At 66.7% G+C, this 26,336-nt stretch carries 21 protein-coding genes; 5 read left to right on the top strand and 16 right to left on the bottom strand.

Annotated elements, in window-relative coordinates; genetic code table 11:
* Nucleotides 1-100: 100 nt before the first annotated feature.
* The 7 genes from QQL87_RS35925 to QQL87_RS35895 form a co-directional block, all read right to left on the bottom strand.
* Nucleotides 101-880: an ABC transporter permease gene (locus QQL87_RS35925; RefSeq protein WP_284422407.1), complete on the bottom strand. Its 780-nt coding sequence runs from the start codon at nucleotides 878-880 to the stop codon at nucleotides 101-103.
* Nucleotides 877-1,989: an ABC transporter permease gene (locus QQL87_RS35920; RefSeq protein WP_284422446.1), complete on the bottom strand. Its 1,113-nt coding sequence runs from the start codon at nucleotides 1,987-1,989 to the stop codon at nucleotides 877-879. The genes QQL87_RS35925 and QQL87_RS35920 overlap by 4 nt, the downstream gene beginning before the upstream one ends.
* A gap of 35 nt (nucleotides 1,990-2,024) precedes the next feature.
* The gene (locus QQL87_RS35915) at nucleotides 2,025-3,119 is read right to left on the bottom strand and encodes an ABC transporter ATP-binding protein (RefSeq protein WP_284422408.1); all 1,095 of its coding nucleotides are present in this window, start codon (nucleotides 3,117-3,119) and stop codon (nucleotides 2,025-2,027) included.
* Between the two features lie 110 nt (nucleotides 3,120-3,229).
* Nucleotides 3,230-4,270 (bottom strand): ABC transporter substrate-binding protein, encoded by a 1,041-nt coding sequence (locus QQL87_RS35910; protein ID WP_284422447.1) that lies wholly within the window; start codon nucleotides 4,268-4,270, stop codon nucleotides 3,230-3,232.
* A 514-nt stretch (nucleotides 4,271-4,784) separates the two neighbouring features.
* A complete protein-coding gene (locus QQL87_RS35905) occupies nucleotides 4,785-5,006 on the bottom strand; it encodes a hypothetical protein (protein ID WP_284422409.1) in 222 nt (73 codons plus the stop codon).
* Between the two features lie 251 nt (nucleotides 5,007-5,257).
* Nucleotides 5,258-8,440 carry an efflux RND transporter permease subunit gene (locus QQL87_RS35900; protein ID WP_284422410.1) on the bottom strand — a complete coding sequence of 1,061 codons (3,183 nt, stop codon included), beginning with the start codon at nucleotides 8,438-8,440 and terminating at the stop codon, nucleotides 5,258-5,260.
* Nucleotides 8,441-8,719: 279 nt separating this feature from the next.
* Nucleotides 8,720-9,952, bottom strand: coding sequence for an efflux RND transporter periplasmic adaptor subunit (locus QQL87_RS35895; RefSeq protein ID WP_284422411.1), 1,233 nt, complete (start codon nucleotides 9,950-9,952; stop codon nucleotides 8,720-8,722).
* Nucleotides 9,953-10,143: 191 nt separating this feature from the next.
* Here QQL87_RS35895 and QQL87_RS35890 point away from each other — a divergent pair, with 191 nt between their 5' ends.
* Complete coding sequence (locus QQL87_RS35890; protein ID WP_284422412.1) at nucleotides 10,144-10,746, top strand: TetR/AcrR family transcriptional regulator; 603 nt, start codon at nucleotides 10,144-10,146, stop codon at nucleotides 10,744-10,746.
* Between the two features lie 78 nt (nucleotides 10,747-10,824).
* On the opposite strand, the gene QQL87_RS35885 is transcribed toward QQL87_RS35890, so the two are convergent.
* The gene (locus tag QQL87_RS35885; protein WP_284422413.1) at nucleotides 10,825-11,685 is read right to left on the bottom strand and encodes an adenylate/guanylate cyclase domain-containing protein; all 861 of its coding nucleotides are present in this window, start codon (nucleotides 11,683-11,685) and stop codon (nucleotides 10,825-10,827) included.
* A 132-nt stretch (nucleotides 11,686-11,817) separates the two neighbouring features.
* Here QQL87_RS35885 and QQL87_RS35880 point away from each other — a divergent pair, with 132 nt between their 5' ends.
* Nucleotides 11,818-13,293 (top strand): M81 family metallopeptidase, encoded by a 1,476-nt coding sequence (locus QQL87_RS35880; protein ID WP_284422414.1) that lies wholly within the window; start codon nucleotides 11,818-11,820, stop codon nucleotides 13,291-13,293.
* Between the two features lie 662 nt (nucleotides 13,294-13,955).
* On the opposite strand, the gene QQL87_RS35875 is transcribed toward QQL87_RS35880, so the two are convergent.
* Together QQL87_RS35875 and QQL87_RS35870 are read right to left on the bottom strand one after the other, a co-directional pair.
* On the bottom strand, nucleotides 13,956-15,578 hold the full coding sequence (locus tag QQL87_RS35875; protein WP_284422415.1) for an MFS transporter: 1,623 nt from the start codon (nucleotides 15,576-15,578) through the stop codon (nucleotides 13,956-13,958).
* Nucleotides 15,565-16,698, bottom strand: coding sequence for an HlyD family secretion protein (locus QQL87_RS35870; protein WP_284422416.1), 1,134 nt, complete (start codon nucleotides 16,696-16,698; stop codon nucleotides 15,565-15,567). Before QQL87_RS35870 ends, QQL87_RS35875 begins: the two co-directional genes overlap by 14 nt.
* 295 nt (nucleotides 16,699-16,993) lie before the next feature.
* Between QQL87_RS35870 and galE the strand changes: the two genes are divergently transcribed.
* Entirely contained in the window at nucleotides 16,994-17,989 is a 996-nt protein-coding gene (gene galE / locus QQL87_RS35865) for a UDP-glucose 4-epimerase GalE (RefSeq protein WP_284422417.1), read from the top strand.
* 35 nt (nucleotides 17,990-18,024) lie between these two features.
* On the opposite strand, the gene QQL87_RS35860 is transcribed toward galE, so the two are convergent.
* The 6 genes from QQL87_RS35860 to QQL87_RS35835 all read right to left on the bottom strand — a co-directional run bounded on the left by QQL87_RS35860 (nucleotide 18,025) and on the right by QQL87_RS35835 (nucleotide 24,929).
* Nucleotides 18,025-18,348, bottom strand: a complete 324-nt coding sequence (locus QQL87_RS35860; RefSeq protein ID WP_284422418.1) for a hypothetical protein — start codon at nucleotides 18,346-18,348, stop codon at nucleotides 18,025-18,027.
* Nucleotides 18,349-18,378: 30 nt separating this feature from the next.
* Nucleotides 18,379-19,632 carry an acyltransferase family protein gene (locus tag QQL87_RS35855; protein ID WP_284422419.1) on the bottom strand — a complete coding sequence of 418 codons (1,254 nt, stop codon included), beginning with the start codon at nucleotides 19,630-19,632 and terminating at the stop codon, nucleotides 18,379-18,381.
* A gap of 91 nt (nucleotides 19,633-19,723) precedes the next feature.
* Nucleotides 19,724-20,905 carry an AraC family transcriptional regulator gene (locus QQL87_RS35850; RefSeq protein ID WP_284422420.1) on the bottom strand — a complete coding sequence of 394 codons (1,182 nt, stop codon included), beginning with the start codon at nucleotides 20,903-20,905 and terminating at the stop codon, nucleotides 19,724-19,726.
* An 89-nt stretch (nucleotides 20,906-20,994) separates the two neighbouring features.
* Nucleotides 20,995-22,014 (bottom strand): tryptophan--tRNA ligase, encoded by a 1,020-nt coding sequence (gene trpS, locus QQL87_RS35845; RefSeq protein WP_284422421.1) that lies wholly within the window; start codon nucleotides 22,012-22,014, stop codon nucleotides 20,995-20,997.
* Nucleotides 22,015-22,289: 275 nt separating this feature from the next.
* Nucleotides 22,290-23,921: an ABC transporter substrate-binding protein gene (locus QQL87_RS35840; RefSeq protein ID WP_284422422.1), complete on the bottom strand. Its 1,632-nt coding sequence runs from the start codon at nucleotides 23,919-23,921 to the stop codon at nucleotides 22,290-22,292.
* Between the two features lie 393 nt (nucleotides 23,922-24,314).
* Nucleotides 24,315-24,929, bottom strand: a complete 615-nt coding sequence (locus QQL87_RS35835) for a TetR/AcrR family transcriptional regulator (RefSeq protein WP_284422448.1) — start codon at nucleotides 24,927-24,929, stop codon at nucleotides 24,315-24,317.
* A gap of 103 nt (nucleotides 24,930-25,032) precedes the next feature.
* Between QQL87_RS35835 and QQL87_RS35830 the strand changes: the two genes are divergently transcribed.
* Together QQL87_RS35830 and QQL87_RS35825 are read left to right on the top strand one after the other, a co-directional pair.
* Nucleotides 25,033-25,731, top strand: a complete 699-nt coding sequence (locus tag QQL87_RS35830) for a PspA/IM30 family protein (RefSeq protein WP_284422423.1) — start codon at nucleotides 25,033-25,035, stop codon at nucleotides 25,729-25,731.
* 59 nt (nucleotides 25,732-25,790) lie between these two features.
* Nucleotides 25,791-26,066 carry a YiaA/YiaB family inner membrane protein gene (locus QQL87_RS35825; protein WP_257169852.1) on the top strand — a complete coding sequence of 92 codons (276 nt, stop codon included), beginning with the start codon at nucleotides 25,791-25,793 and terminating at the stop codon, nucleotides 26,064-26,066.
* The last annotated feature ends 270 nt before the right edge of the window (nucleotides 26,067-26,336 follow it).

Raw genomic sequence — 26,336 nt, 5'->3', positions numbered from 1 at the left:
CAGCGTAATCCGCCATTCCGGCTCTCGCGCCCATCACCGCCCTTCGCGCGGGGAGGCGGATTACGCTGCGCTAATCCGCCCTACGGACCCGTGCCTTCCTTCACGCCATCCGCCGGCGGATGGCCAGCATCGCGAGCGACAGCACGATGGTGCCGACGATGAACACCGCCGCGGCCGACACGATCGCCGGGCTGATGTTCTCGCGGATGGTGGCGAACATCTGCCGCGCCAAGGTGCGCTGGTTGGGGCCGGCGACGAACAAAGTCAGCACGACCTCGTCGAGCGAGGTGGCGAAGGCGAACAGGGCGCCCGAGATGATGCCGGGCAGGGCGATCGGAAACGTCACCGAGCGCAGCACCACGACCGGCGAGGCGCCGAGGCTGGCGGCGGCCTGCTCCAGCCGGATGTCGACGCCCTGCAGCGCCGAGGAGACGTTGACCAGAACGAACGGCACGGCCACCACGGTGTGCGCGATGATGACGCCGAGATAGGTGTTGGTGAGGCCGTAGCGCGAGAACATCAGCTGCATGCCGACGCCGAGCACGACCGCCGGCACCACCATCGGCAGCAGGAACACGGTGCGCAAGGTCGAGGCCAGCAGCGAGGCGCGGCTGCCGCGCAGGCCGAGCGCGGCGAGCGTGCCGAGCACGGTCGCGAGCGCCGTCGTGCCAGAGCCGATCAGGAGGCTGTTGACGATCGACAGCCGCCAGGAATCGGCCGTGACCAGCTCCTTGAACCAGCGCGTCGAATAGCCGGGAATCGGATAGTTCAGGAACACGCTGTCGGTCAGCGACAGCGGCAGCACGGCGACCAGCGGGCCGAGCAGGAACACCACCACCAGGATCGCGAATGTGAGCTTGATCAGCGCCAGCGGCTTCATGCGCGCTGCTCCTCGGCCGAGGTCAGGCGGATATAGACGGCGTAGAGCAGGATGGTCATGGCGAGCAGCACCAGGCCGAGCGCGCCGGCCATGCCCCAGTTCGCCGCCGCCGTGGCGTAATAGGCGATGACGGACGAGATCATCTGGTCGTTGGCGCCGCCGATCAGCGCCGGCGTGATGTAGTAGCCGAGCGCCGCCATGAACACGAGCAGCGCGCCGGAGACGACGCCGCGCATCGCAAGCGGCAGCAGCACGTGAAAGAACGCGCGCAAGGGATGGGCGCCGAGCGAGGCCGCCGCCGGCATCAGATTGCGCGGGATCGCGATCAGCACGCTGAAGATCGGCAGCACCATGAACGGCAGCAGCACATGCGTCATCGCGATGACGACGCCGAGCCGGTTGAACATCAGCGGGATCGGCGTCGAGGTCAGGCCGAGCCCCTTCAAGGTGGCGTTGATCAGGCCGTTGTCCTGCAGCACGACATACCAGGCGGCGGTGCGCACCAGCAGCGAGGTCCACAGCGGCAGCAGCACGGCGCCGAGCAGGATCTGCCGGCGCCAGCCTTCGACGGACGCCGCGACCATCGCGAAGGGCAGGCCGAGCGCGATGCAGGCGAGCGTGACCAGCGCCGAGGTGACGAAGGTCCGGATCATGATCAGCCGGTTGGCCGAGGCGCCCTCCGGCATCGCGGCGATGCTGCCGGCTGGATTGCGCTCGAAATCGACGGCGGCGAGCAGGTTCTTGTCGGTCCAGGGCGAGGCGACGGCCTCGGCGATCGTCGCCCAATAGGAGGTCTCGCTCCAGCGCGCATCGATCGCGGCGAGGTCGGCTGTGCTGGTGCCGTCGAGCGCGCGGCGGGTCTTGCCGAGCAGGCTGCGGAAGCCGGACTGCGCGCTGTTCAGGCGGCGGACGAGATCGCCGAACTGCTCGTCGTTCTTCAGCGCGCGGATGTCCTCGGCGAAGGCGGCCAGCGCCGGGGCCGGCGGAGCGCCGGTGCGGTCCCAGCCGGCCAGCGCGCGCGCCGTGCGCGGCAGCGCCTCGGTGGCGACGGGATCGGAGACGGCCGATTTCATCATCGTCACCAGCGGCACGACGAAGAACGACAGCATGAACGCCAGCAGCGGCGCCAGCAGCAGAAATGCCTTCAGCCGTTGGCGGAGGTCTGGTCGCATGATCCCACCACCCAGACATCCGACGCGGCAAAGGACAGCGCGACCTCGCTGCCGACCTCCGCCGCCTCGCTCATGCGGTCGCCCTTGATGATCAGCCGCTGCGCGCCGACCTCGGCGACGAGGCGCATGTGATCGCCGAAATACACCGCATCCATGATGCGCGCGGTCAGGCGGTTCGCGGTAGCTGCGGCGTGGTCGTTGATCCGGATCGCCTCGGGGCGGATCGAGACCTGGACGTCGGCGCCCGCGATGCGGCCGGCGCCGGCATGGGCCGACAGCGACAGGCCCGACGCCGTGGTCAGGTGCACCGCCTCGCCGGCTTGGGCTGCGACCTTGCACGGCAGCAGGTTGGTCTCGCCGATGAACTCGGCGACGAACGGCGTGCGCGGCAGCTCGTAGATCTCGCGCGGCGGGCCGATCTGCTCGATCCTGCCGTGGTTGAACACGGCGATGCGGTCGGACATGGTCAGCGCCTCGTCCTGGTCGTGGGTGACGAACACGATGGTGAGGCCGAGCCTGCGGTGCAAATCGCGGATGTCGAGCTGCATCTGCTCGCGCAGCTTCTTGTCGAGCGCGCCGAGCGGCTCGTCCATCAGCACCACCTTCGGCTCGAACACCAGCGCGCGCGCCAGCGCGACGCGCTGCTGCTGGCCGCCCGAGAGCTGCGCCGGCTTGCGCTCGGCCATCGCCGACAGCTTCACCATGTCGAGCACGCGCGCGACGCGCGTGGCGATCTCGTCCCTCGGCGTGTTGCGCATCTTGAGCGGGAAGGCGATGTTGTCGCGCACGCTCATATGCGGGAACAGCGCGTAGTTCTGAAACACTACGCCCATGTTGCGCTTGTGCGGCGGCAGCCCGTCGACCCTCTGGCCGTCGACCATGATGGTGCCGCCGCTCGGCTGCTCGAAGCCGGCGAGCATCATCAGCAGTGTCGTCTTGCCGGAGCCGGACGGGCCGAGCAGGGCGATGAACTCACCTCTGGTGATGTCGAGGTCGAGGTGGTCGACGACGGTCAGCGCGCCGAAGCGCTTGACCACCTGCCGGAACGAGATGAAGGGGCTATCCATGACGAAGGCTCTCGGCGCTCTGGTTCACGCCGGTACGCTTGCACGAGGGGCGCGGACGCGCGGTGCTGAAGCTCAGGCTCGCGCGTCCGGAGTTGGAGCAACGAGCAGGCTCAGCGCGCCAGCCAGGCGTTGAAGCGCTTCGACAGCTCTTCCGAATTGTCGGTCCAGAACCCGACATCGAGCGGGATCGCCTGCTTCAGATTGTCCGGCGTGGTCGGCAGCTCGGCGGTGTATTTCTCCGGCACGAGCTTGGCGGCGGCGATGTTGGGCTGTCCATAGGCGATGTATTCCGGCAGCTTGGCCTGGTTCTCGGCCAGGCTCGCAAAGGCGATGAAGTTCATCGCGGCGTCCTTGTTCGGCGAGCCCTTCAGCACGACCCAGCTGTCGACGGCGTAGATGCTGCCCGGGAAGACGAAGCCGAAATGCTTGCCCTCGGTGCGGTTGATGGCGCTGATGCGGCCATTATAGACCGAGGTCATCGCGACCTGGCCGGATGACAACAGCTGCAGCGGCTGCGCGCCGGCCTCCCACCAGACGATGTCGGGCTTCAGCGCATCGAGCTTCTTGAAGGCGCGCTCGACGCCCTCCTTGGTCTTCAGCACCTTGTAGACGTCGGCGGCCGGCACGCCGTCGGCCATCAGCGCGAATTCGAGCGTGTATTTGGCGCCCTTGCGCAGGCCGCGCTTGCCTGGATATTTCGCGGTGTCCCAGAAATCGGCCCAGGTCTTCGGCGCATCCTTGATCTTGTCGCCGTCATAGGCCAGCCCCGTCGACCACACGATGGCGCCGACGCCGCAATCGCTCACGCCGGCCGGGATGAAGCTGTCCTTGCCGCCGAGCTTGCTCCAGTCGAGCTTCTCGTAGATGCCGTCGCTGCAGCCGAGCTCGAGCTCCTCGGCCTCGACCTGCACCGCGTCCCAGTTCGGCACGCCGGCCTTCACCTTGGCCTGCAGCACGCCATAGCCGCCGTCCCAGCTCTCATCGAGCACGGTAGCGCCGAGCTTGGCGGCGAACGGCTGGAAATAGATCTTGCGCTGCGCGTCCTGATAGTTGCCGCCCCACGACACGACCGTGAGATCGCGCGCCTGCGCCGACGCGACGAAGCCCAGCACCGCGGCTGCAGCCACCACCATCGTCTTCGCGATGCTCATCGGCGCGCGCGAGGCGACCCGGCCCGTCTTGTTCGACATGACATTCGTGGGGGTGGTCCGCAGAGACAACATCATCGCTCATCCGTCGCGCTTGAGAGGTACAAAAAGCTATCGGCTGGACCCAGCCGTGGCAAGCGCGAGTTTTGACCGCAAACTGATGCTATTTTGGCGTTAGCGCTCCGTTGCGGGGCAGCGCAGCAAAGCGCAGAGATCGAAGATGGTCGTGCGCTGCCGCAGATCCTTGGTTCCGGACGCTGGTTCACGGCGGACGAGGGCGGCGCCTGAGCGGCGCGCAGGCCTGCCGCAGCCGGTCGCCGTAGTGTTCGTGTCGTTCGATATGAACGCAGCGCAGGGTCGGCTCGCTGAGAGCGCCAGCGCCTACGAGAAGCTCACCAGCGTCGCGCCGCAGCGCTTTGCCGATTGGGTTTGCGAAGACCAGAGCCGCCTGAGGCCGTCGGGCGAACCGTGAAACGCCACGGGCCGCTTGTTGGCATCGCCTGAGATCGGCGCCGGTCTACAGACCGGCGCTGCAGCCATCGCGCTCCGGGCAGATCTGCGAAAGTGCCGGATCGCGTCCTGCGGAATTGTCGACGACCAGGCCCAACGCCGGCCGAGGGCTCGCAACAGCGCGATGCGGGCCGGCCAGCCGGCGAAATGCACGATGTGCGCCGATGCGCTGAAATCCCTCGGCGGTCTTCATCAGCCGGGCTGCGACCATTTGATTCAAAAAATCCATCTTGCAACTCCTTTGGTCAAATGACCCGGCGGCCTGGTGCGGGACAGGCCGCCGGGTCGGCGCAACGTGCTGGAGTTGGCGTCCTCCATCTCGCTGCGCTGGTCTGTGATCCGGTTCACAATTGGCCCAGAATTGATCGGGGCCCGGATCATCGGTTGCGCGTGATGAGGATGCCGACTGTCTGTTGTCCTTACGGATAACAAGACGATCGTGTTTTCTTCATCCGACATCACGCATGTTCACATTGGCGTTTACTCCGCGGGCTGGGCCGCGGCGGTCCCGTGGCTGCCATGCTGGGTGAGCGGCTTCATGCCCGACAGCGTCCGCAGCAGCACATAGAATACCGGCGTCAGGAACAAGCCGAACACGGTGACGCCGATCATGCCGGAGAACACCGCGACACCCATCGCCCGCCGCATCTCGGAGCCTGCGCCGGTCGACAGCACCAGCGGCAGCACGCCCATGATGAAGGCCATCGACGTCATCAGGATCGGGCGCAGCCGCAGGCGGCTGGCTTCGATCGCGGCGCGGAGCGGCGTGCGCCCGGCGAATTCGAGCTCGCGCGCGAATTCGACGATCAGGATCGCGTTCTTGGCGGACAGGCCGACGAGCACGATCAGGCCGATCTGGGTGAAGATGTTGTTGTCGCCCTTCGACAGGTAGACGCCGAACATCGCCGCCAGCAGCGCCATCGGCACGATCATCAGGATCGCCAGCGGCAGGGTCAGGCTCTCGTAGAGCGCGGCGAGCACCAGGAACACCAAGAGGATCGCCAGCGGAAATACCCACAGGCCCGAATTGCCGGCGATGAACTCCTGATAGGTCAGGTCGGTCCATTCGAAGGCAAAGCCCGGCGGCAGCACCTCGGCCGCGACCCGCTCGGCCGCCGCCTGCGCCTGGCCCGACGAGAAGCCGGGCGCGGCGGCGGCGTTGATGTCCGACGACAGGAAGCCGTTGTAGCGGATCGCACGCTCGGGGCCGGCGCTCTGCCGTACCGTGAGCAGCGCCGACAATGGCACCATGTCGCCGGAGGCGGCGCGCACCTTCAGTTGACGGATGTCGTCGGCGCGGGCGCGGAACGCCGCGTCCGCCTGCACGCGCACCGAATAGGTGCGGCCGAACTTGTTGAAGTCGTTGACGTAGTAGGAGCCGAGGTAGATCTGCAGCGTGTTGAAGACCTCCGTCACGGGCACGCCGAGCTGCAGCGCCTTGGTGCGGTCGATGTCGGCGAACAGCTGCGGCACGTTGACCTGGAAGCTGGAGAACACGCCGGCGATCTCCGGCGACTTCTGCAGACCTGCCATGAACGCCTTGGTGACGTCGTTCAGCGCCTCATAGCCGAGGCCGGCGCGGTCCTCGATCTGCAGCTTGAAGCCGCCGATCGTGCCGAGGCCGTTGACCGGCGGCGGCGGGAACATCGCGATGAAGGCGTCCTGGATGCCGGCGTATTTCTTGTTGAGCTCCATCGCCAGCGCGCCGCCCGACAACGATGGATCCTTGCGCTCGTCGAACGGCTTCAGGGTCGAGAACACGATGCCGGCATTGGAGGAATTGGTGAAGCCGGAGATCGAGAGGCCGGGGAAGGCGACCGAGCTCTCGATGCCCGGCTGCGTCAGCGCGATGTCGCTCATCTTGCGGATCACCTCCTCGGAGCGGTCGAGCGTGGCGCCGTCCGGCAGGCGGGCGAAGCCGACCAGATATTGCTTGTCCTGACCAGGCACGAAGCCGCCGGGCACCTGCTTGAACAGGACCGCGGTGGCGCCGACCAGCAGCACGTAGAGGATCATCACCGCGGCCTTGCCCGTGATCACCTTGGAGACACTGCCGCTGTAATTGTCGGAGGCACGTACGAAGGTGCGGTTGAAGCCGCGGAAGAACCAGCCGAGCGCGCCGTCGAGGATGCGGGTCAAGCGATCCTTCGGATCGTTATGGCCCTTCAGCAGCAGCGCCGCCAGGGCCGGCGACAGGGTCAGCGAGTTGACCGCCGAGATCACGGTCGAGATTGCGATCGTCAGCGCGAACTGCTTGTAGAACTGCCCTGTCAGCCCGGAGATGAAGGCGAGCGGCACGAACACGGCGATCAGCACCAGCGCGATCGCGATGATCGGCCCCGACACCTCGCGCATCGCCTGATAGGTGGCGTCGCGCGGCGACAGCCCGCTCTCGATGTTGCGCTCGACGTTCTCGACCACGACAATGGCGTCGTCGACGACGATGCCGATCGCGAGCACCAGGCCGAACAGGCTGAGCGCGTTGATCGAGAAGCCGAACAGATGCATCACCGCGAAGGTGCCGACGATCGACACGGGGACAGCCAGCAGCGGGATGATCGAGGCGCGCCAGGTCTGCAGGAACAGGATCACGACGATCACGACCAGCACGATGGCCTCGAACAGCGTGTGCACGACCGCCTCGATCGAGGAGCGCACGAACTGGGTGGGGTCGTAGACGATGTGATACTCGACGCCCTCCGGCATCGTCTTCTTGATCTCGGCCATGGTGGCGCGGACGTTGTCGGAGATCTGCAGGGCGTTGGAGCCGGGCGCCTGGAAGATCGGAATCGCCACCGCCTGCTTGTTGTCGAGCAGGGAGCGCAGGCCGTATTCGGAGGCGCCGAGCTCGATGCGGGCGACGTCGCGCAGCCGCGTCACCTCGCCATGCGCGCCGGTCTTGACGACGATGTCGGCGAACTGGTCCTCGTTCGACAGCCGGCCCTCGGCATTGACCGAGAGCTGCAGATCGAGGCCCTTGACGCTGGGCGACGCCCCGACCACGCCGGCGGCGGCCTCGACGTTCTGCGCCTGGATCGCCTTGACGATGTCGGACGCGGACAGGCCGTGCTCGGCCGCCTTCTGCGGATCGACCCAGACCCGCATCGAATAGTCCCCGGCTCCGAACAGCTGCACGTCGCCGACGCCGTCGATGCGCGCCAGTCGGTCCTTGACGTTCAGCACCGCGTAGTTGCGCAAATACGTCGTGTCATAGCGGCCGTTCGGCGAGATCAGGTGCACGACCATGGTCAGGTCGGGCGAGCTCTTCTTGGTGATGACGCCGAGCTGGCGCACCACGGCGGGCAGCCGCGGCTCGGCCTGCTGCACCCGGTTCTGCACCAGCTGCGTGGCCTTGTCCGGATCGGTGCCGAGCTTGAAGGTGACCGTCAAGGTCATCGCGCCGTCGGTGGTCGCCTGGCTGCTCATATAGAGCATGTTCTCGACGCCGTTGATCTGCTCCTCGATCGGCGTCGCCACCGTTTCCGCAATCACCTTCGGATTGGCGCCGGGATAGGTCGCGCGCACCACGACGGAGGGCGGCACGACATCGGGATATTCCGAGATCGGCATCGCGAACAGGGCGATTAGGCCGCCGAGAAAGATGAGGGTCGACAGCACGCCTGCGAAGATCGGCCGGTCGATGAAGAATTTGGACAGGTTCATGGGAGGCCCCGTGGTCGGGAGAGGTTCAGCGTGTGGCTGACATTGTTAGTTGTTGGTAGACTTGTTGGAGACGCTGCACGGCGCCAAAGGTGATCTCGATGCCGCCTCCCACTCGGTGTCATCCCGGCGAACGCCGGGACCCATACCGCAGACGGCTGATTGGTGAAAAAGACTGCGCGTCATCTTTCTTTGTCGACAAGCGGGGCCGGTGGTTATGGGTCCCGGCGTTCGCCGGGACGACAGCTGAGGTTGGCGTTGGCAACTGGACTCCAATGACGATCAGCGCTGCGCCAGCTGCTTCGCGTCCGCCCCATCCCGCGCGCCCATCTCGGCCACCTGCGTCTTCAGCAGCGCGCCCGGGCGCACCCGCTGCAGGCCGTTGACGACGACGCGTTCGCCGGGCTTCAGGCCCGTCGAGATGATCCGCAAACCCTCGACGCTGCCGCCGAGGGTGACCGGGCGGTAGACCGCGCGCTCGTCGTCGCCGACGACCATCACGAACTTCTTGTCCTGGTCGGTGCCGATGGCGCGCTCGTCGAGCAGCACCAGGGATTGCTGCTGCGGCTGGCCCATACGGACGCGGGCGAACTGGCCGGGGATCAGCTTGCCATCCTCGTTCCTGAACACGGCGCGCACGCGGATGGTGCCGCTCTGGCCCTGGACCTGGTTGTCGATCAGCTGGATGTGGCCGGACGCCATGGTGCCGCCCGAGGTCGTCATCTCCACCGGGATGCGGTCGAGATTGCCGCGCGTGGCCGAGCCATCGGCAACCGCGCTCAGCGCGCGCAGCACGACGTCCTCGGTGGCATCGAAGCTCGCATAGATCGGGTTGACCGACACCAGATTGGTCAGCACCGGTGAGGCCGTGCCGGCGGCGACGAGATTGCCGGCGGTGACCTCGATCCGGCCGACGCGGCCATCGACCGGCGCGCGGACCTGCGTGTAGTCGAGATTGAGCTTCGCCGTCTGCAGGGTCGCCTCGGCGGCCTTGACGTTGGCGATCGCCTCGCGATTGCCGTTGTCACGCTGGTCATAGTCGCGCTTGGTCACGATCGAATTGCCGACCAGCTGCGCGCCGCGCTCGAGCTCATTGGCGGCAAACGCCGCCCGGGCCCGCGCGGCTTCGAGCTGTGCCTGGGCGCGGTCGACCTCGGCGGCATAGGGCGCGGGGTCGATTTTGAACAGCACGTCGCCGGCCTTCACCAGCGAGCCCTCCGTGAAGTTGGTGGCGAGGATGGCGCCGGCGACGCGCGGCCGGATCTCGACCCGCTCGACCGCTTCGAGCCGTCCGGAGAACTCCTCCCACAGGCTGGCCTTGCGCGGCTCGACCACGGCGACCGTCACGGCAACGGCCTGCTCCGGCGCGGCGGCCCGGGCCGCCTGCGGCACGGCACTGAGGTTGAAATAGCGGGAGCCGGCATAGGAGCCGGCTGATATCACCAGGCCGGCGAGGGCAACGGTGCCCAGCCACCGCTTCAGGCGGCCGGAGGAACGAATTTCAGGCGAAGGCATTGTCGCGCTCCATATTGTAGTGCTCGCTACAAATGTGGCGCTGGCAACTCGTTCGCAAGAGACTTATGTATCGGATGCTACGAAAATCCTAGATGGAACTTTGGCGCTGCGGCAGATCAAAGAAATGGCTAGGAATCACAAATAGATAAGAAACTGGATTTGGGGCGGAGACGGGAACAGGAGCTTTGCAGATGGCCATCGGACGGCCCCGGACATTCGACCGCGACACCGCGCTGGACCAGGCGATGGAGGTTTTCTGGCGTCACGGCTATGAGGGCGCGACCATCGCCCAGCTTACCGACGCCATGGGCATCAACCCGCCCAGCCTCTATGCCGCGTTCGGCAGCAAGGAAGCCCTGCTCAGGGCCGCGCTCGACCGCTACACGGCGCGCCGAGAGGCCTGGATGGACGAGGTGCTGAGCGCGCCGACCGCGCGCGAGGTCACGTCGCGGATGCTCATGGGAGTCGCCGAGAAGCAGACCGATCCGGCCAATCCGCCCGGCTGCCTGCTGGTGCAGGGCGGCCTCGCCTGCGGCTCCGGCTCCGCCAACGTGCCGTTCGAACTCGCGGCACGCCGCGCCCAGACCGAGGAGCAGCTCAGGCATCGTTTCGAGCGGGCAAAGGATGAAGGCGATCTGGCATCTGGCGCCGATCCGGCCGCGCTCGCGCGCTATGTGTCGGCTGTCATCACCGGCATGAGCGTCATGGCCTCCTCAGGCGCCGACTGCGAGGCGCTGGCGCAGGTCGCGGCGGTAGCCGTGAAGTCGGTTGAGGATCAGTCCGTGCGCGCGTAGTGCCCAGTCGCCGAAGCCAACCCGCTGTGCGACATTTCTCATTCCGGCTCGCATGAAGCGCTCGCAAGCGCCGGGCGCCTAGTCCCGGCGCGTCGGACGCCGCTCACTTTTGTCCGAAGCAGGCCTGTTCTGGAGCACCGTCCGCATGATGCCGCCGAACAGCAATATCGCGACCGGCCAATGAAACCAGATCTTGTGCAGACCGCTGAAAACATTGATCAGAATCAGAAAGCCGGAGACGGTGAGCGCGACTGCGAGCGGACGAGGCAGGCTCGTGAAGTGATCCGAGATGGAGGTGATCCACGTCGATCGCTGATCGCCGTCGCGGAACGGAGATCGAGCGTTCGACGCCGGGAATGCGCGCGCATCGAGTACGCTGTCGTCAAGCGGGATGTCGGCTCGCTGGCCGGAACGGGCGCCGATCGTGACACGATAGCTGGTGACGGGCGCGACGTTCTTGAGCTGTTGCTGGCCGAGACAGTCAAAGCCGAGAGATAGTTTGTTGTGCACCTGATCGTAGACGGGGGCGGAGATCACGATGCCGCCGGGCTCCGCCACTTCCTGCAGTCGTGCCGCGATGTTGACCCCGTCGCCGAAGATGTCGGAGCCGTCCACCATCACGTCGCCCAGATTGATGCCGATGCGGAATTGCATCCGCTGCGCGTCAGGCGTGTTCGATATCCGACTGGAAATTTCCTGCTGGATCTCGACCGCGCATTGTACGGCCTCGACGACGCTGGGGAACTCGGCAATCACGGCATCGCCCCAGGTGTTCACGATGCGCCCCTCATGGCGCTCCACCAATCCCGCGATGGCCGCGCGGTAGCGACGCAGCGTCTCCAGCGTTGCGGCTTCGTCGGCTCCCATGAGGCGGGAATAGCCGTGCACATCCGCGCACAGCACTGTCGTCAACCGCCGTTTCAATTTATCGTCCGTCATCGCCCTCCATGGTAGCCTCACTGACGGCTGAATGCATCAGACATCATTGATTGCGGTCGGATCGCTGCTGAGGCTCGCCGGGCGGGACGATGTGCCCCTGCCTCCTCTCAAGACCGAACGGGTCAGCTTGTCATGCGTGTGTTCTCTGCCGCCCTCGCCACCGAGACCAACACTTTTGCGCCGATGCCGACGGGGCTCGCGACGTTCCACGAGCGGGCCTATTTCCCTGCCGGCACGCACCCGGACAAGATGCAGATGCATGGCGGGCCTCTCTGGGCGGCGCGGCAGGTCGGGCCCTCCAAGGGCTGGACGCTGATCGAAGGACTGGTGGCCGCGGCCGTGCCGAACGGGCTCGTCACGCGTGCGGCGTTCGAGACGCTGCGCGACCAGATCCTCGCCGATCTCAGGGGCGCGCTGCCGCTCGACATGGTGCTGATCGGCCTGCACGGCGCGATGATTGCCGATGGCTACGACGATTGCGAGGGCGAGCTGCTGGCGCTGATACGCGAGATCACAGGCCCCGACGTGGTGATCGGCGCCACGCTCGATCCGCACGTCCATATGACCGAGCTGATGGTCAGAAGCGCCGATCTCCTGATCTGCTGGAAGGAATATCCGCACACCGACATTCTTGAGCGTGCGCAGGATCTGGTGAAGCATTGTACCGATCTCGCCGAGAAGCGGCTGAAGCTGCGATCCGCGCTGGTCGACACCGACATGATCGTGACCCTGCACACGACGCGCGAGCCGGTGCGCAGCTTCGTCGACCGGATCACCGCGCTGGAGGGCAAGGACGGCATCGTCTCGGCCTCGATCGTGCACGGCTTCGCCTGGGGCGATACGCCTGAAATGGGCACCAAGGTGCTGGTCTACAGCGATGCTGCTGTTGATCCTGATGGCGCGAAAGCGCAGGCGCTGGCGCGCAAGCTCGCAGATGAGCTGATCGGCCTACGCGAGGCGGTGACCGAGCGCATGCCGGGCGTCGACGCGGCGCTCGACCAGGCCCTTGCGAAGGACGGCACCATCGTGCTCGGCGATGCCAGCGACAATCCCGGCGGCGGCGCGCCCGGCGATTCCACTTTCATCCTGCGCCGGCTGCTTGACCGCAACATCGGCCATGCCTGCCTCGGCCCGCTCTGGGACCCGATCGCCGTGCGCATCGCCTTCGATGCCGGCGTCGGCGCCAAGCTGCCGTTGCGCATCGGCGGCAAGATCGGCCCGCTGTCCGGTGATCCCGTCGATGCGACCTGGGAGATCAAGGCGCTGAAGGAGAACATGGTGATGACCGGGCTCGCGGGTACGCCGGCCAAGCTCGGCGATTGCGCGCTGATCGAAACCGGCGGCGTCGAGGTCGTCATCACGACGTTCCGCTGCCAGGCGTTCGGCACCGATTGCTTCACCCAGCTCGGCTGCGAACCGGCGACGCGCAAGCTCGTCGTGGTGAAGTCAGCGCAGCATTTCCGCGCGGCGTTCGCACCGATCGCCGCCGACATCATCATGGTCGATGCGCCCGGCGTGGTCGCACGCGACGTGACGAAATTGCCCTACGAAAAGATCAAGCGTCCGAAATGGCCGCTCGACGAGTTGCCGCAACTCACGCGCGTATGAATGTCCCAGACTGCGACGCCGTGGCGCGCGATGTTAATTTTCGGAACGCGGCTTGAACGAACCGCGTCCGAATCGGCTGCGCATCACAGTGCGGGGTCTGTTCACGGCTAGATATCGCGGTGTGGTGCCACGACCTACGAGATGCAGACGTTGCGATGGCAAGCCACGTCTGGCTTGGTCGCGAAAGGTTAAGACGGCCTCCTCTAGCTCTCGCGGCACGATGTCCCGGAGTGCGACGCTGCTGAGCGCGATGTTAACTTTCAGAACGCGGCTCGAACGAATAGCGTCCGAATCGGCTGCGCATCACGGTGCGGGGTCTGTTCACGGCCAGATGTCGCGGTGTGATGCCGCGACCTACGAGATCCAGACATTGCGATGGACGGCTGCGCCTGGATTGGTCCTTCAAACGTTAAGGCGACCCCCGCCGCCGCTCTCATGGCACGATGTCCCAGAGTGCGACGCTGTCCATTGCGACGTTAACGTTCGGAACGCGGCTGGAACGAACCACGTCCGAATCGGCTGCGCAGCGAAGTACGAGCTCCGTTCACGGCTAGATGTCGTGCCTTCGGCGCACGGCACGCTACATCGAGGCGCCGTGTCATGTTGTGCGGTCCGAGCCACCGTGAAATGGCTTAACAGCCGGGCATGCGTGCCGGGCTCGTTCAAGCGCTGCGCCGCATCCGTGCGATGAGACCGATCGGCGTCGGCGTGAACGGTCCCGGCGGGGCGCGCGTGATCAGGGCGACCAGCATCAGTGCGATGATCGCGATCCAGAAGCACAGCCAGAACGCATCGCCATAGGCGAGCACATTGGCCTCACGCTGGACGCGTGCCGCCAACGTTCCGATGGCGCGCGCCTGGGCCTCGCCTGCGCCATGGCCGGCAAAATAATCAGTCAGCCGCCGCAGCACCTGCGCCACCTCGCCGTCGCCTCTCTGGATGTTGAGACCGAGATAGCTCGAATGCACCTGCTCGCGCACCCGCAGCCACGTTCCCATCAGCGCGACGCCGATCTCGGCGCCGCCGAGCCGCATGATCTGGATATAGGCTGCAAAGGTGGTGGCGCGCGCAGGATCGGCATTGGACAGCGCGAGAATGATGATCGGCAGCAAGGTCAAGGCCTGCCCGATCGACTGCAGCACGACGATGATGATGAAATCCTCGCGGGCCCAGGCATGGGTGAGCTGGGTGCCGAGCAGATTGGCGGCCGCAAAGGCGCCGAGGCCGAGCACGACGACGAGGCGCGGATCGAAATGGCGCAGCATCCAGATCGACAGCGGCACCAGCACGATCAACGGCAGCGCGCCGTAGATCAGCAGCAGCGAGCCGCTCTGCTCCGGGCGCAGCTGCGTGATCGTGCCGAGGAAGTTCGGCACCAGCGACGCGTTCGACAGGCTGGTCAGCGTGTACAGCAGGATCACCGCCAGCGAGAGCCCGATGTTGCGCGAGAACAGCACGTTGAAATGCGCCCAGGGCTGCGGCGCCAGCGCCTCGTTGATGAGAAAGAGCACGAACAGCACGGCGCCGCCCGACAGCAGCGCCACCACCGTGCCGGACTGCAGCCAGTCGAGCCGGTTGCCCTGGTCGAGTCCGGCATAGATCATCGACACCGCGCTGCCGAGCAGCAGCATGCCGCCCCAATCGGCGTCCTTGAGCAGGGCGCGATTGACCGGCTCGGCCGGGGTGCCGAGATAGACCATCAACGCCATCAGTGGCGCCAGCACGACGCCCTGCCAGTACAGCCACTGCCAGCCGAGATGCTCGACATAGAAGCCGACCAGCGAGGTCGAGGTGTCCAGCGCGAAGCCGACGCGGATCGCATAGATCGAGATCGCCGGCAGCCACCAGCGGATCGGCAGGTTGCGGAAGATGATCATCAAGGTCGCCGGCACGAAGGTGCCGAGCAGCATGCCGTGGAGAATCGCGAGCGCGATCAAGGTCGGATAGTCGCGCACGAACGGAATGATCAGCGACAGCGCAGCATAGAGCAGGCTGGGAATGCCGAGCACGCGGCGCAGGCCGAAGACGGTCGCGAGCCAGGCCACCGCCGGCGCAATGAAGATCTGCGAGCCGATCGCGGCGGTCGACAGCCAGGCGCCCTCGTCGAAGCCGAGCGCGAAGGCGCCGCGCAGGTCGGGCAGGCCGACCGAGGTCAGCCGGCTGTCGAAATTGGCCAGGAACGAGCCGAGCAGGACGGCGCCGACGGCGAACAGCGGATGCGCCGCCTGGCCGCCGCGCGACAGCGGCCCGCGATCGGCCTCGCTTCCGCGCTCACTTGGCGCCATCGGCCTGTCCGGCGGTGCGGATATGGGTCACGACCGACATCCCCGGCAGCAGCCGCGCCAGCAGCGGCTGGTTGCCGTCGAGGGCGATGCGCACCGGAATGCGCTGCACGACCTTGGTGAAATTGCCGGTGGCATTGTCGGGCGGCAGCAGCGCGAATTGCGAGCCGGAGGCCGGCGCGATGCGCTCGACCCGGCCGTGCAGCGTCTCGCCGGGGAACGAATCGACGGTCACGTCCACCGGCTGGCCGGGCGCGACATGGGTGAGCTGCGTCTCCTTGTAGTTGGCGATGACGAACACCCGCGGCAGCGGTACCACGGCGATCAGGCTGCTGCCGATATTGACGTAGTCGCCGGTCTGCACCTGGCGCTGTCCCACGACGCCGTCGAACGGCGCCGTGATCTTCGTGTAGCCGAGCTTGAGCCGAGCGGCTGCGAGCGAGGCCTTGGCGCCCGCAAGGTCGGCGCCGCGCTGCTTCTTGGTGCCGGTCAGCACTTCGAGCTGATGGCGCTGTGCCGCGATGACGGCGCGGCTGGCGCGCACGTCGGCCTGGGCCTTGGCATAGGCGGCGGTCGCCTGCTCGAGCCGCTGCCGCGTGCCGGCCTCGCTCTGCGACAGCGACTGCTGGCGCTCCTCCTCCTGCCGCGCCTGCACCTCGGCCGCGCCGGCCGAGACCTGCTGCGCTTCGGCTTGCGCAATGGTCGCGTATTGCAGCTCGACCTGGTTGCTGAGATTGTCGAGCGCCGCCTGTGCCGCCTCGACATTGGCCTCGGCCTGCGCCACCTGGGCCTCGTAGTCGGCGGGATCGATCTGGATCAGGAGATCGCCGGCCTTGACCTGCTGGAAGTCGCTGACGGCGACCTTGAGCACTTCGCCGGCCACCCGGCTCGAGAGCTGGGTCAGGTCGGCGCGGACATAGGCGTCGTTGGTGGACTGGGTGGTGGCGCTGCCGGTCCAGGCATTCCAGCGCGAGGACGCCAGCGCCACGAAAGCCAGCGCCACGGTCACCGCGAACAGCGGAATGGCGAGACGCGCCCAGCGGCCGGGGGCTGCGCTCGACGCGGGCGGGGATGGGGATGCAGCACGCGACGCCGCATCGAGGTTGCTCGATGTTTCGCTCAAGACACGCCTCCTGCACGGCCCGGCATGGCTCGGGCCTGACGATTGGTACCCCATTCTGCGCGACGCGCCACCTGGACTCTGGTCGATGAGGCATGCGCGCGAGGCGCGGGACCTCCGCGCGCCGAATGGAACCCGCGGACATGGCGGGCGATGGGAGCCTGCCGCAGCGGCTCCGCGCCGGCAGATTAACGACATGCACAACCAGCGCTTGGTGCCGGCCGGCAGCTGCTCTACCGTGCAGCTTTTTGCACGGCCGGCAGCCCGGCCGCACCACGATAAGGGATACGGACGGATTATGAGTACGAGAGGGGCGATCCTGATTGCCGGCGGCGCCGGCTACATCGGGGCTCATTGCAGCAAGGCCGTCGCAGCGGCGGGTTTCACGCCAATCGTCTATGACAATCTGACGACGGGGCACCGCAGCTTCGTGCAATGGGGGCCGCTGGTGGTCGGCGACATCGCCGACAGCATCCAGGTCGCGAGCACGATCCGCCAGCATGACGTCAAGGCGGTGATGCATTTTGCGGCGTCGAGCGCCGTCGGTGAATCCGTCGCCGACCCGCAGAAATATTATCTCAACAACGTGGCCGGCACGCTCGGCCTGCTGCAGGGCATGCGCGAGGCCGGCTGCTCGCGGCTGGTGTTCTCCTCGACCGGCGCGGTCTATGGCAATGCCGGGCGCGATCCGATCCCCGAGAGCGCTGCCGGGCCGACGGTGAACCCCTACGGCCGCTCCAAATACATGATCGAGCAGATCCTGGCGGATTATCGCGCCGCCTACGGCTTCTGCGCCACGGCGCTGCGTTACTTCAACGCCTGCGGCGCCGACGCCTCAGGCGCGATCGGCGAGCTGCGCGATCCGGAGACGCATCTGATCCCGCGCGCGCTGATGGCGATCCTCGGCCATGTGCCCGACTTCGCGATCTTCGGCACCGACTACGAGACGCCCGACGGCACCGCGGTCCGCGACTACATCCATGTCGATGACCTCGCCGCCGCCCATATCGCCGCCATCGGGCGGCTGCTGGAGGGGCATTCCGGCGGCGCCTACAATCTCGGCACCGGCAGCGGCTATTCGGTGCGCGAGATCGTTGATGCGATCAGAAACGAGACCGGCGAGCAGGTGCCTCTGGTGGTTCGTGAGCGCCGCGCCGGCGATCCGCCGATCCTGGTCGCCGATCCCAGCCGCGCCGCGCAGGAGCTCGGCTTCAAGGCGCAGCACTCCGATCTCGGCCACGTCATCCGCTCGGCCTGGGCCTGGCACCAGCAGGCGCACCCGCGCATCGTGTGAGGCGCAGGGGACGCGGATAGTCCTTTGAAGCTGGCTTACGCCGCCGCCGGCGGCGTGTGCGCGCAGTCGTCCATGAAGCGCATCTCCGCGCGCTCGTCGTCGACCGACCAGCGGCCGATCTCCGAAGCGTCACGGAAGAAGTGGACGCTGTGGACCGGCGAGCGGAAATCGTCGCCGCGAATCATCCGGAGCAGGGTCTGCGCTACACGGCAATGATCGCCGGGGAGCCTGAGGTCGAAAAATGCGTCGCCATAGCCCGGCAATGTCCTGCCGGCCGAATCGCGAACTTCCATGCGCAACTGTGCCATGCTCGCATTCAACGACAGCAACGGTTTCCGCCCGGTAAATGCCGCCGCCATGGTGCTGGTTTCCGACGCGGCGGCGACGCTTCATGTCGGCGCGGATGAGCCGAGAAGGGGCATGGCCGCCTGCTTGCCCGCCTGCCGTCTGCCGTTCAGCGCCCGCCCGACGATCGTGTTGCGCACCAGCAGATGATAGCTCGCCAGCATCGTGGGGACCGCAACCAGCAGGATCAGCGCGTATTTGACCGACCATGGCCAGTCGAGCTGCGACACCGCCACCTGCAGCGCCATCACGATCGGCATATGGATCAGGTACAGCCAGTAGGAGGCGTCGGCGAGATAGCGCCGGGTGCGGCTGAAGCCGGCCATGAAGCGCAGCGCCAGCCCGATCGCGGCAAAGCTCGCGGTCCAGATCGCCAGCGCATAGACGATCGCGCCGGCGAGCCGCAGCGTGGCGAGGTCGACCGGTGCCGCCCAGAGGTGGCCTGATGCCAAGAGCAGCGCAAGCGCCAGCGCGAAGCTGAGCCCGATCAGGCCGAGGGCGGCGATCGTGGTGAGCAGCCAGCGCCGCGCCAGCACCTGCAGGAGCGCAATCTGCCGGTGCAGCAGCCAGCCGACGGCGAAGGCGGAGCCGAAGCCGATCCAGGCCTGGCCGTTGGTGATCAGCGACGTGTCCGGCGTGCGCACGCCGATGAAGCCGATCCAGCGCGGGTCCAGGCTGAGCGCGATCATGATCGGCAGCGCGAGGATCGCCGGCGCGAGCCGGCTGTGCATGATCAGTGCGAACAGGCGATCGGCGGCGGCGCGCCACCGGCCGTCGGCGTCGATCGTGGTCACGACCCAGCGCAGCAGCAGCGCCGCGGCGTAGAGCTCGATCAGCACGTAGAGAAACCACAGATGCGCCAGCGGAAAGCTTGGCAGCGCCGGCGGCCAGCCGGCCGCGCCCGGCACCGGTCCACCATGCGGAAACCGGCTGGCCCATATCACCACGGCGACCATCGGCGCGAACACCAGCGGCCAGCCGACCACGAGCGGCAGCGCGATCCTGAGCAGGCGGTCCTTGATGAATTCAGCGGCGCCGCGCCGGTGCAGGCTCATGCGGGCGAACAGGCCGGCCATGAGAAAGAACGTCGTCATCCGGAACACGTGGATGACGAAAGTGGTGATGCCGAGCAGCGGACTCGGATGGATGTCCTCGACGAACCAGATCCGGCTCGGCCCCGGCGGCACGAAGGACAGCGCCGCGTGCAGCACGATGCCGAGCAGCAGGGCATAGGCCCTGACCGCGTCGAGCGCATGCAGCCGTTCGGAGGCGGGCGTGGGGATGTTGGTGCTGGGCATGGGGACCTCGACGGAGAGACGACGCCTCGCCTCTATGCCCGCACGCGCCATGTCCGGTTGGCCGGATCAGGAATTCGGCCAGCCGAATTCTTCAGTCGGCTTGCCGAATTCTGCGATCTCCGTCGTTTTCGGCCGATATCTCCGGCTTCGCCAGGGCCTGCCGCCGGAATTCGGTCGGGGTCACGCTTGTCGCGGCCTTGAAGGCGCGGTTGAACGGTCCGATCGACTGGAAGCCGGCATCGATCGCGATCGTCAGCACCGGGACGTCGCGCTGGCTCGGGTCGGACAATGCGGCCTTGGCGTCGTCGATCCGGTAGCGGTTGAGGAAGGCGTTGAAGTTGCGGTGGCCGAGGCCCTCGTTGATCGCCTGCCGCAGCCGATATTCGGGCACGTTGAGCTGGGCCGCGAGCCCGCCGATCGACAGCCCCTCCTGCCGATAGATGCGCTCGACGGTCATGAGATGGTCGAGCCGGCGCAACAGCAAGGGCGCGATCGCCGGCGGCTCGCTGGCCGCCACCTCCGTCTCATGCGGCGCGTGCGGGCCGCCAGTGGCGACGGTCGCCGGCAGCAGCGCCGCGGCGGCGTTGGCCTCGAACAGCTTCCAGCTCGCCAGCATTGCCAGCACGCAGAGCGTCAGCGCGGTGACGAAGCTGCTGGTGCCGCCGAGATTGGGCTTCAGGCCCAGCGGAGCAACGGGCAGCGGCAGCAGCGATGGCGCCGCGATGAAGGCGATGAAGCCGAGGTTCAAGGCGAGCACGGCCATGCGCAGCAGCCGGCGCCGCGCGATCAGATCGTCGCGCCAGGTCGTCACGGTCTGCATGATCGCGAGCAGCGAGAACGTGAGCGCCACGATCGAGAGCCCCTTGGCACAGACCTTGGTGAGCGCTGGCCACATCGGCCAGCTCAGCGACGCCGTGAAGCCGAGCGCGATCACCGCCAGCCAGACCAGGCCGTGCCAGCGCCGGAGCGCGAAATCGTCGTCGAACGCGGCGCGCGCCCACAGCCAGAACACGACCGGCTGCGCCGAGAGCAGCGGCAGCGTCCACCAATAGGTCGACGACGGGACGAACGGCGCGGTGGCGATCGCAAACCCAGCGCCGCCGGCGGACATCACCAGGCCGAGAATCGCGGAGGCGTTGGCCGGGCGCAGCCTCGCCAGCACCAGCACCATCATCACGAACAGGCCGCTGGCGGCGCCGCGCAAGCCGAGATCGAGCGCCGTCAGACCGATGTCATTCACCTTGGTTCGAGCCCCGCCTTGGAACCGGGCCATCTTGCATCCGGAGCGTGTCGGCGACAATGCCGGCACGGCTCGCGCATGATCCGGAAAAGTGGAAACCGGTTTTCCGACAAGATCATGCTCTAGTGGAGCGAGAACAGGCCGAGCGCCGCGCGCACGTCGCGCAACGTCGCCGCCGTGACGGACTGGGCCTGCGCGGTGCCGCGCCTGACGACCGACAGGACATGGTCGGGGGCGCGCGCGAGGGCGGTCCGCCGTGCACGGATCGGTGCCAGGACGGCCTGCAGCACATCCTCCAGGCGCTGCTTCACCACGCTGTCGCCAAGCCCGCCGCGGACGTAGCGGGCCTTGAGATCGGCGACCACAGCATGATCCGCATCGAAGGCGTCGAGATAGGTGAAGACGACATTGCCTTCGATCCGGCCCGGGTCGGTGGCCCGGATATGCTGCGGATCGGTGAACATGCGCCGAACGGCGGCGCGGATCTGGTCGGCCGTGGCGGAAAGCGGAATCGTGTTGCCCTGCGATTTGCTCATCTTGGCCTTGCCGTCGACGCCCGGCAGGCGCCCGACGCTCGGGATCAGCGCGCGGGCTTCCTGCAGCACGTCGCGGCCGGCCTGGCGGTTGATGCGGCGGACGATCTCGTTGGTCTGCTCGATCAGCGGCGCCTGATCCTCTCCCACCGGCACGATCGTCGCTTTGAAGGCGGTGATGTCGGCGGCCTGGGCGACGGGATAGCAGAGAAAGCCGGCGGGAATGTCGCGGCCGAAGCCGCGCGCCTGGATCTCATCCTTGATCGTCGGGTTGCGTTCGAGCCGCGCCACGGTGACGAAGTTCATGTAGAGCAGCGTCAGATCCGCCAGGGCCGGCAGATGCGACTGCAGGCAGATCGTGGTGAGCTCGGGGTCGATGCCGACGGCGAGATAGTCGGTCGCGACTTCGAGAATGGTCCGGCTGACCTTCGCCGGATCATGGGCATTGTCGGTCAACGCCTGCGCATCGGCCAGCAGCAGGAACTGCTGATGGCTGGATTGCAGCGCGACCCGGTTCTGCAGCGAGCCGACATAATGGCCGAGGTGCAGGGGGCCGGTGGTTCTGTCGCCGGTCAGGATGACCGGGCGTTGTGGCAGTGAGAGTGGCATCGTGGTTCTCCTTGGGAGGTGAGAACCGCCGTTCGACCGGACTCTTCGAGCTGGTGAGGATGCAGAACTGTCGAGGATGCAAACCAACGTCGCAGGCCGATGAACGGCGGCGACGGTTGCAGAATGACGAGACCGTGCCGCTCCTAGACGGAGCGCCACCAAGTGTATGCACAGATGGTATCGGCCTTGATCATGCGCGCCATATGGCCGAAACGGCCGATGAAAGCAACCGGTTCACGCGCTTCGCCGTGGCGCGGTTCGTTTCACGGGGCCGCCTATTCCAGATCGATGGCGTGATACTGGCCGGTCTTGTCGAGCTGCGTTCCCCACACCTTGTGCAGCGCCTGGTGGTCGGAGGGGCCAAAGCTCAGCTTCGAGCCGACGCCCAGCTCGTAGTTCTGCATCGACTCGAGACTGTTGACCAGCGCTTCCGTATCCACCGCCGGTCCGGTGCGCCGCAGCCCCTCGATCAGGACGTTGGCGGTGAGATAGGCTTCCAGGGAGGTGTAGTCCGCAGGCTCTCCCGGAAAATATTTGGCCAGCGCCTTCTTGTAGTTCAGCGTGACGGAGGCGTAGCCGTCGACCGCCGGCGTGACCTGGGTGCAGATGACGCCGTCGGCATAGCGCGGGCCGAGCACCATCAGCTCGCTGGCGAGCCCGGTGCTGCCGACGCCCGAGATCGTGGCGTAGATCATGTCGGGGTGGCTGTCGCGCGTCTTCTCGATGAACTTCGCCGCCGCGCGGAAGGTGGCCACGAGCACGACGGCCTTGATCGCTGGTCGTTGTCGCTTCAACTGCGCGATCGCGTCGTCGACAGCGACGGTGTTGCGGTTGTAGCTCATGCGGAAGATCTCGCCGGCATTGCCGCCGCGCAGCCCGCGCATCGCCTTGGCCACGCCGTCCCATCCAGCATCGCCATAGGCGTCCTGCTGGGTGAGCACGCCGATCTCCTGCGGACGCAGCCGGCGGGTCTTGACGAGATAACGGACCAGGGCGTCGGCCTCCTCGGCGTAGCCGGCCCGGTAGTTGAAGACATAGCGGTCCGGCGGATCACGCCGCAGCGACGGCGCGCCGGTGAAGGCTCCGAAATACAAGGTGTGGCGTTCGAGCGCGTAGGGAACGGAGATCAGCGCTGTCGGGCTGCCATAATTCTCGACGAAGCCGAACACCTTGTGCTGCTCATAGAGCTCCTTCATCGCGTTCAGCGTTCGGGTCGGCTCATAGGCATCATCGGCCGTGTACAGCTTGAGCTGCCGGCCGTTCACGCCGCCATCCTCGTTGGCCTGCGCGAATGCGAGCTCGATGCCGAGCTTGAGCTGATGGCCCATTTCCTTGGCCGGGCCGGAGAACGGAGCTGCCATGCCGAAGCGGATCTCGCTCTCCGTCACCCCCTGGACCGCGGGCTGCGCACCGGCCTGCGGCGCCGCCGCAGCCATTCGTGGATCGAACTTCGGCAGGCGGTCCTCGTCCCTCAACCGCGCGCTCGGGTCGGGCGCTGTGATGGCAGCTGCATTCGCAATCGCTCCCGTCGGGAAGCCGTCTTGAACGGGAGCAAGCGCCTGCGGGGCCTGCGCCGGCGATGACGGCAGCGTCGCGGCCACGGCAACGTCCGCACGGCTGTCGGGGGAGAGCACAGCGGTCCAACGTGCCGGCAATTTCATCGCGGCAAATCCGGCCACGCCCGCCGCCAGGGCGAGCAGCCCTAGGATGCTCAGGAAGCCTATGGCGCGCCGCTGTCGCGGCGGCGGCGGAACTTCCTGGACGCCGAACCGTGACGCAAATTCGGCTGGCGTCGGTCGCTCGTGCTCGTCGCGCCACGACGGTTCATACAGCGGCCGGCGGCTATCGTCGTAGTCGGACGGGAATGGCGGGTCACGGTGGTCGTTAGGCGCACGCAAATGTCTCACGAATTCCCCCTTGGCTCGCGCGTCCTGGCGTCATTGGCGTTTTTTCTTGGAGCGCGCGGCGGCCATCCACTGCAGATGCTGCCGACCGGATGAGTTGACCACGCGTCGAGTTGTGCGCAAGTCTTGCGGACTAACACGCGCCGTAGTCTGTTAGTAGATCGGCCGGTTCCCGACATCTTGTCTGGAACAAGTCCGAACATCGCCATGATACTGCGAAGCAATGCGGCGTTAGTTTGTTCCGGCCTTCAATTCGCGCTGACGTCCGATGGAACTCGCGCCGGTGCGAGACAAGAATAGGAGAGACGCAGCGAGAGGTTGCCGGACTTGATTGTTAGCAGCGGAAGCGCCTGACGTCGCTCGCTTGCGAAGCGGTGCTCGCGTTTCAGTCTCTCGTCACGGATTCGTCTTCTCTTCCAGCAGCCCGGTCACCATGGCCTGCACCATGGTCGCGATCTGCTGACGCAGCGCCGCGAGCGGCACGGCGATCAGCTTCTGCTCCAGGCCGAGCGCGACCATGCCGTGCACGGCGGAAAACAGACTGCGCGCGGTGACGCTGATGTCGTCGAACGAGCGCTGCGGAAACAGCGCGGCCAGCGGCTGGTGGATGTGGCGGAACAAATGCATTTGGTCGGCAACCGCCCAGTCGGGCAGCGGCTTCTCCGGCGGCATGCGGTGTTCGAACAGCGCGCGCCAGAGCTCCAGATTGTGGGCGGCGAAGTCGCAATAGGCGATCGCGATGCGCACCAGCGCGGCGGCGGGGCCGGGCGGGCCGGCGCTCTCGGCAGCCGACAATTCGGCATCGAGCCGCGCCAGGGTGCGCGAGCCGACCATCAGCACCAGCTCATCGACGTCGGCGACGAGATTGTAGACCGCGCCATTGGCGACGCCGATCTCCTGGGCGAGATCGCGCGTCTTCAGGCCGGCCAGACCCCGGGTCTTGATCATCCGCTCGGCGGCCTCGATCAGGGCCTCGCGCTGTTTCGCGCGTCGTTCCAGGGTTTTGGACATCATTAACCATTTTCTTGAGCGTCGCTCATAAAAATGCTTGAGCGTCGCTCATGTTTGCGCTAGAAGTTCGTTCATGAGCGATGCTCATAGCAGGGAGTTCACAATGTTCAAGACCGTTCTGACGCTGTTTCGGGGCACCGTGGCCGTTGCGGAGGAGGAGCTGCAGGATCGGACCGCACTGGTGATCCTGGATCAGCAGATGCGTGACGCCGCCGCGGCCGTCGAGCGCAGCAAGCGGGCGCTGGCCTTGGCCATCGCCCAGGACCAGCAGGAGGGCAGGCGGCTCGAGGCCACACTGGCGCGGATTGCCGATCTCGAGGTGCGCGCCACTGCCGCGCTCGATGGCGGCCGCGAGGATCTGGCTCGCGAGGCCGCGCAGGCGATCGCCGGCCTCGAAGCTGAGCGCGACGCGACCAGGACGGCGCGGGCGCTGTTTGCCACCGAGATCGCGCGCTTGAAGAGGCACGTCTCGGGGGCCGAGGCGCGCATCGCCGAGCTCGATCGCGGCCGGCGCATCGCCCGGGCCTCGGAAGCCGTGCGCAATTTGCGCCGCGGCGGCATCGAGGCGGCGCGTCCCTACGAATGCACGTTGCCGGAGGCGGAGGCGACCCTGAGGCGGCTGCGCGAGCGGCAGATCGAGGCGCAGGCCGCCGACGAGGCGCTGATGGAGCTCGACGCCGCGACCGGTCCGATCACCACCGCGGAGAAGCTTGCCGAGCAAGGGTTTGGCCCGCGCATCAAGACCACCGCCGACGACGTGCTGGCGCGGCTGAAGGCCGGCCGCAGCGCTCCGGCGAACTGAAATTCGTCACCACCGATCTCAACGCATCCAACCCATCATCCACATCATAGGAGCCGACCATGAACCAGAACGTCCAGCCCCACAGCGGCGCTTTCGTCACCTTCACTTATGCGTCGTTCGGCGCGTCCGCCTTCCTCGTCGCGCTCGGCGTGTTCTTCATGCCGATCGATCTCTGGATGAAGGGCTATCTGACGATGGGCATCGTCATGCTGGTGCAGACCTGCGTCACCTTGACCAAGACCTTGCGCGACCGCCACGAGAGCAGCAAGCTCGTCAACCGCATCGAAGACGCCCGCGCCGAGCGCCTGCTGATGGAAGTCTCGAAGGCGGCGTGAGCCGCGCCTCTTCGCCTCTCCCCGCTTACAGCAGGTTACCTTGGCGGGCGGCGTGGCTACCATTTCCCTCGGAAATCTCAGTCCGAGGGGTGAGCTCGGGGCGAGATCTCAATCCTCACCATGAGCACATTGCTCATGGCGGATGGGCAACGCCACTTGCGGAGATGTCCCCTCATGGTGAGGAGCGCCGCAAGGCGCGTCTCGAACCATGAGGCCCGAGATCCGGGCCTCGCCCTTCGAGACGCCCGCCTTCGGCGGGCTCCTCAGGGT

It is taken from the genome of Bradyrhizobium sp. SSBR45G (assembly GCF_030159255.1).
Taxonomy (GTDB): Bacteria; Pseudomonadota; Alphaproteobacteria; order Rhizobiales; family Xanthobacteraceae; genus Bradyrhizobium.
This window is presented reverse-complemented; position numbering and strand designations above follow the sequence as displayed.